This window comes from Streptomyces sp. NPDC055078, assembly GCF_053607985.1.
In genome coordinates, this window is sequence record NZ_JBSGUP010000587.1 from 1 (window position 1) to 5,211 (window position 5,211).

At 73.0% G+C, this 5,211-nt stretch carries 4 protein-coding genes; 2 read left to right on the forward strand and 2 right to left on the reverse strand.

The features are described 5' to 3' along the window. Positions 1 to 316: 316 nt before the first annotated feature. Positions 317 to 1,162, reverse strand: coding sequence for an IclR family transcriptional regulator (locus ACWF94_RS32680; RefSeq protein ID WP_453496829.1), 846 nt, complete (start codon positions 1,160 to 1,162; stop codon positions 317 to 319). A 448-nt stretch (positions 1,163 to 1,610) separates the two neighbouring features. Here ACWF94_RS32680 and ACWF94_RS32685 point away from each other — a divergent pair, with 448 nt between their 5' ends. After that, positions 1,611 to 3,467 carry an NAD-binding protein gene (locus ACWF94_RS32685; RefSeq protein ID WP_453496838.1) on the forward strand — a complete coding sequence of 619 codons (1,857 nt, stop codon included), beginning with the start codon at positions 1,611 to 1,613 and terminating at the stop codon, positions 3,465 to 3,467. Positions 3,468 to 3,550: 83 nt separating this feature from the next. On the opposite strand, the gene ACWF94_RS32690 is transcribed toward ACWF94_RS32685, so the two are convergent. Beyond that, a complete protein-coding gene (locus ACWF94_RS32690; RefSeq protein WP_453496832.1) occupies positions 3,551 to 4,270 on the reverse strand; it encodes a GntR family transcriptional regulator in 720 nt (239 codons plus the stop codon). 146 nt (positions 4,271 to 4,416) lie between these two features. Here ACWF94_RS32690 and ACWF94_RS32695 point away from each other — a divergent pair, with 146 nt between their 5' ends. Then, a complete protein-coding gene (locus ACWF94_RS32695) occupies positions 4,417 to 5,196 on the forward strand; it encodes a CoA transferase subunit A (RefSeq protein ID WP_453496835.1) in 780 nt (259 codons plus the stop codon). Positions 5,197 to 5,211: the final 15 nt, after the last annotated feature.

Sequence of the window (5,211 nt, forward strand, 5' to 3'; positions counted from 1 at the left end):
GGCGTAGGGGGAGGTCCGGGGCGGAGCCCCGGGGGCTGGGTGCGTGGGCGTGACAGCTACGAGGGGCTGTCGCCCCCTGGTGCGTACCCGCGCGCGGGTACGTAGGGCGATCTCAGCCTCACCGGAGCGGCACCCGATGCTCCGGGGGAACTCGGGACGAGCCCGGGCCGGAGCCGGGATGCCCGGCCCTGTAGGGGCGAGAACTACACCGGCTGCCGCCACCCGATGGCGATCCGCACGGTAGCCGCCCGCAGCGTGAGGATGAGGACCGGTCCGGTCATGCGCCGACCGGTGAGGCGGGCCCGGCGGGACGACGTTACGCCGGCTGCTGCCAGCGGATGGCGATCTGCGCGGCAGCAGTCCGCAGCGTGGGGACCAACTCGGTCATGCGCCGGTCGGTGAGACGGGCCTCGGGCCCGTAGATGCTCAGCGCGGCCGTGATGGTGCCCTGGGTGCCGATCGGCACGGCGACTCCGCACCCGCCGGTGATCCACTCCTCCCGGCTCAGCGCATACCCCCGCGCCCGCGCGGTGGCGATACGGTCGCTGATCGCGCGCGCGTCCGCGGCCGTCGTGGGCTCGGCCGACGCGTACTCCCGTACCAGCCGTTCGAGCCGGTCCTCGGGCAGCAGCGCCAGCAGCACCCGGCCGGTGGCACCGGAGAACAGGGAGTACGGGCGGCCGACACCGGTGATCAGACGCAGTGGCTGTGAACTCTCCGCCTCGTACACCGTCACCCGGCGGCCGTCGACGATGGTGGACACACACGCGGTCTCACCGGTCACGGCGGCGATCCGCGCCGTGGTGTCCGCGGCGGCACTCACCAGATCGCTGTTGGCCGCGTGCTTCCACGCGAGCGTGAGCGCGGCCGGGCCGATCACATATTTGCGGGTGTTCTCCTCGGCGACCGCCAGCCCCACCCGCTCCAGGGAGGCCAGAATCCGCTGGGTGGAACTCTTGCTGATCATCAGATCGCGGCTCAACTCACGCACACCGCGCGGCCTGTCCGCCTCGGCGATGGCCTTGAGGACCATCAGGGCGTGATCGACGATCTGTACCGTGCTGCCCGCCGACGGACCCCGCTCCGCGACGGTGTCGGCGGCTGCCGCGTCCACTGCCCGCCCGGCCGCCTCCGCAGGCTCCGACCCGTTCTCGGTCGCCATGGAGACCCGTCCTCTCCCTCAGAAAAAGCACGAGCCGGTGTCATGGGCCCCGCCGCGGCGGAGACTCCCTGGGTGATCCGTCAGGGCTATGTGGACTGTGGACTATCGCACGCGATTATCACATAGCAGCCACGGCCAGTCACTTTTCGCTGCCCGGGCGGTCATGCTCCGGGGCGGGCCACGGGAACCACCACGACCTCGTACGATGCCCGGCCGCCGCGGTACCGAGGGCCCTCCGTACCGGATCACCCGGAGCATACGCCAGGCCCTCCGCCCACCCGGCGGCGAGCCCCCGCGACCGGGTGCCCGCGCACCCCCGGACGCTCCGCCGAACCGCGCTCGGCCACCGGGCCGTGGGCCGATGGGCCGGGCCCGGCCCCGGGCAGGGCATTCTGGGCGGGTGAACTCCCAACACGGCCGGCACCAACACCCGGTCACCGCAGGCGAGATGGTGATCGGCGGAGACGACGCGCTCGCCCTCAGACTGGCGGCGGAACTACGGAATCTCTACCGCCAGCGGGTCACCCTGCTCATGCCGGACACGGGCGGGGCACCGGAGGCGGTGGCGGGCTCCCTGCGGGTGCTGGAGCGGGAGGACCCCGACGCCGCCGCGCTGCGTGAGGCGGGTGTGGCGGACGCCGACGCCCTCGCGCTCGTCTACGAGGACGACGAGATCAACATCAGGGCGGCACTGGCGGCACGCCGGCTCAACCCGAGGCTGCGCCTGGTGATCCGGCTGTACAACCGCAAGCTCGGGCAGTATCTGGCGGAGCTGCTGGACCAGGCGGCGGAGGTCGCGGGTACGGGCCCCGGTGCCCCCGACGGCTCTGCGGCGCCCGATGTCATCGACTCCTCCACCACGGTTCTGTCGGACGCGGACACGGCCGCCCCCGCGCTGGCCGCGGCGGCCGTGACCGGCACCAGCAAGGTCGTCCAGGCGGACGGACTGCTCCTGCGGGCGGTCGAGCGGCCCCCGCCGGGCCGGGGCGAGGTGGCCGAGCCGGGGCTGTGCACCCTGGCGCTCCTCTCGTCGACGACCAGCGATCCCGCGGGCACCGAAGGCACGGACGCCAGTGGCACCCGGGGCCCGCGACTCCTGCCGGACGATCAGGAGGTGGCCGCGTCGGCGGGCCGGGGCACCATCGTCCTGGAGGCGGTCTCGCACTCCGCGCCCGCCGCCCCGCCCCGCCGGCTGGGTGCGGCGGTGCTGCCGTTCGGGCACCTGTTCTCGCGCCGGGTGCGCTGGTCCCTGGCGGGGTTCGCGGCGGTGGTGGGGGCCCTGGCGGTCGCGTCCTGGGTCACCACGGGCGACCACCCCGTGCACGCCGCGTACATCACGCTGCTCGATCTGTTCTCCATCAACGACCCCGCCGTGGGCGAGCCCACCGACCGTCAGATGCTGCAACTCCTCGGCGGTCTGGTCGGCATGCTGCTGCTGCCGGTCATGGTCGCGGCGGTCCTGGAAGCCCTGGGCTCCTTCCGCTCCGCCACCTCGCTGCGCAAGCCGCCCCGGGGTCTGGCCGGGCATGTGGTCCTGCTCGGTCTCGGCAAGATCGGCACCCGGGTGCTGGCCAGGCTGCGGGAACTCGACATCCCTGTCGTCTGCGTGGAGGAGGACCCCGAAGCCCGTGGGATCGCGCTCGCCCGGAGCCTGCGCGTCCCCGTCGTCCTCGGCGATGTCACCCAGGAAGGCGTCCTCGAAGCGGCCAGGACCCACCGGGCGCACGCGCTGCTCGCCCTCACCAGCTCCGACACCACCAACCTGGAGGCGGCGCTGTGCGCACGTACCGTATCGGCCCGGCTGAGGGTGGCGCTGCGGCTGTACGACGACGAGTTCGCCACCGCCGTCTACCGCACCCTGCGCGCGGCGCACCCCGACGCGGTGACCCGCAGCCGCAGTGTCACCTCACTCGCGGCGCCCGCCTTCGCCGGAGCCATGATGGGCCGTCAGATACTCGGTGCCATACCGGTCGAACGCCGGGTGCTGGTCTTCGCCGCCCTCGATGTCGCCGAACTGCCCCGGCTCCAGGGGCTGACCATCGGTGAGGCGGGCCGGCCGGGGCAGTGGCGCGTACTCGCCCTGGACACGGCCGAGCCGGACGACCGCCGCCCCGATCTGGCGGCCGTCTACCCCGACGACGACCGGCCGCACACACCCGGTCTGCTCTTCGATCCCCACCCCGGCTATGTGCTGCACCGCGACGACCGTGTCGTGCTCGCCACCACCCGCCAGGGGCTGGCGGACCTGCTCGGCGCCGGTCCCGCACCGGGCGGAAACCCCGGGGTGAACCCGCCCGCCCCGTGACCCCGGCGGGCGGTTGTCCGCCAGGGTCTGGGCACCTGTGTCCGGGGAGAAGGAGCGGGGCAGGGCCCGGGAATCCGCGGTCGCTACGCGGATGTGACGGGTGTGTCCTGCGGCGCGGGTTCGGTGTCCAGGCGGTCGGCGGCGGACAGCAGCAGTTCGGTGGTGTGCCGGACATGGGCGCACAGGGCCTCGGCGGCGGCTTCCGGGTCCCGGGCGAGCGCGGCGTCGAGCAGGGCGCGGTGTTCGCCCGCCAGATCGCGGCTGGGCTCGTCGCCGAGCGTCTGCGACCAGCGGCGGTACAGCTCGGCCTCGTCCCGCAGCCCCAGGGCGATGTCCAGCAGCCGGCGGTTGGAGCAGCCGACCAGCAGGGCTTCGTGGAAGGCGGCGTGGGCGGCGGCCCAGCCGTCGTCGACGCGGTTGTCGTCGCCCTGTGCGGTGTACGGGGTGCGCTCCAGCGTGTGATGGGCCGCGACGACGCCCGACTCCCAGGCGAGGTCGCCCTCCGCGACGGAGCGGCGCAGCACCAGCGCCTCCAGTTCGACGCGGGCCTCGGTCAGCTCGCCGAGGGTCTCCCGGGACAGCGGGGTCACCACGAAGCCCTGGTGGGGCTCGGACCGCACCAGTCCCTGCTCGGCCAGCCGTACGAGCGCCTCCCGCAGCACGCTCACGCTGACGTCGTAGCGGGCGCTGAGCGTGGGGAACTTCAGCCGGTACCCGGGCAGCAGCCGGCCCCCCAGGATGTCGGCGCGCAACTTGGCCCGCACTTCGTCGCTCAATGTCTGCTTGCCGCCCTTGGCCACCATGGGCGGGAGTGTAGCCGTCGATCGAATTGAATGCAAAGTTTCGAAAGTATATTGACGAAACGAATTTGCCGGTCTAGAACGGTGAGGCGCCGTGCGGGCCTTCGGCCGGGCCGCGACACCATCGATCGGACGATCAAAGAGGTTCCATGGACAAGACAGTGCCCTCCGCCGAGCAGGCGGTCGGCGGCATCGGCGACGGCGCGACGATCGCCGTCGGAGGGTTCGGGCTCAGTGGAATCCCGAGCGTGCTGATCGGCGCACTGCTGGACAACGGAGCGCGGGGACTCCATCTGGTCTCCAACAACTGCGGGGTGGACGACTGGGGTCTCGGCCTGCTGCTGGCGGCCCGGCGCGTCACCCGGGTCACGGCCTCGTACGTGGGGGAGAACAAGGAGTTCGCGCGCCAGTACCTCGCGGGCGAACTGGAGGTGGAGCTGACCCCGCAGGGCACGCTGGCCGAACGGCTGCGCGCCGGTGGCGTCGGCGTACCCGCCTTCTACACCCCCGCGGGCGTGGGCACCCAGGTCGCCGAGGGCGGTCTGCCCTGGCGGTACGGCCCGGACGGGGAGGTCGCCGTGGCCTCTCCGGCCAAGGAACTGCGTACGTTCGGCGACCGGGTCCATGTGCTGGAGCAGGCGATCACCGCCGATTTCGCCCTGGTGCGGGCCGCCAGGGCGGACCGCCACGGCAATCTCGTCTTCCACGCCTCCGCGCGCAACTTCAACCCGCTGGTGGCCATGGCGGGCCGGGTGACCGTCGTCGAGACCGAGGAGCTGGTCGAACCGGGAGAGCTGGACCCCGATGAGATCCAGCTGCCCGGTGTGTTCGTCCAGCGCGTCGTCGTGGCCCGCTCCGGGGACCCCCGCGCCGCCAAGCGCGTCGAGCGGCGCACCGTGCGCGAACCGGCCGGCGGAACGGCGCCGTGATGACGGCGCCCGGAC

Bases quoted from the DNA above. Each gene is read 5' to 3' on its own strand.
- ACWF94_RS32685 (WP_453496838.1), top strand. From the start codon at position 1,611: ATGGTGATCGGCGGAGACGACGCGCTCGCCCTCAGACTGGCGGCGGAA.
- ACWF94_RS32695 (WP_453496835.1), top strand. From the start codon at position 4,417: ATGGACAAGACAGTGCCCTCCGCCGAGCAGGCGGTCGGCGGCATCGGC.
- ACWF94_RS32690 (WP_453496832.1), bottom strand. From the start codon at position 4,270: ATGGTGGCCAAGGGCGGCAAGCAGACATTGAGCGACGAAGTGCGGGCC.
- ACWF94_RS32680 (WP_453496829.1), bottom strand. From the start codon at position 1,162: ATGGCGACCGAGAACGGGTCGGAGCCTGCGGAGGCGGCCGGGCGGGCA.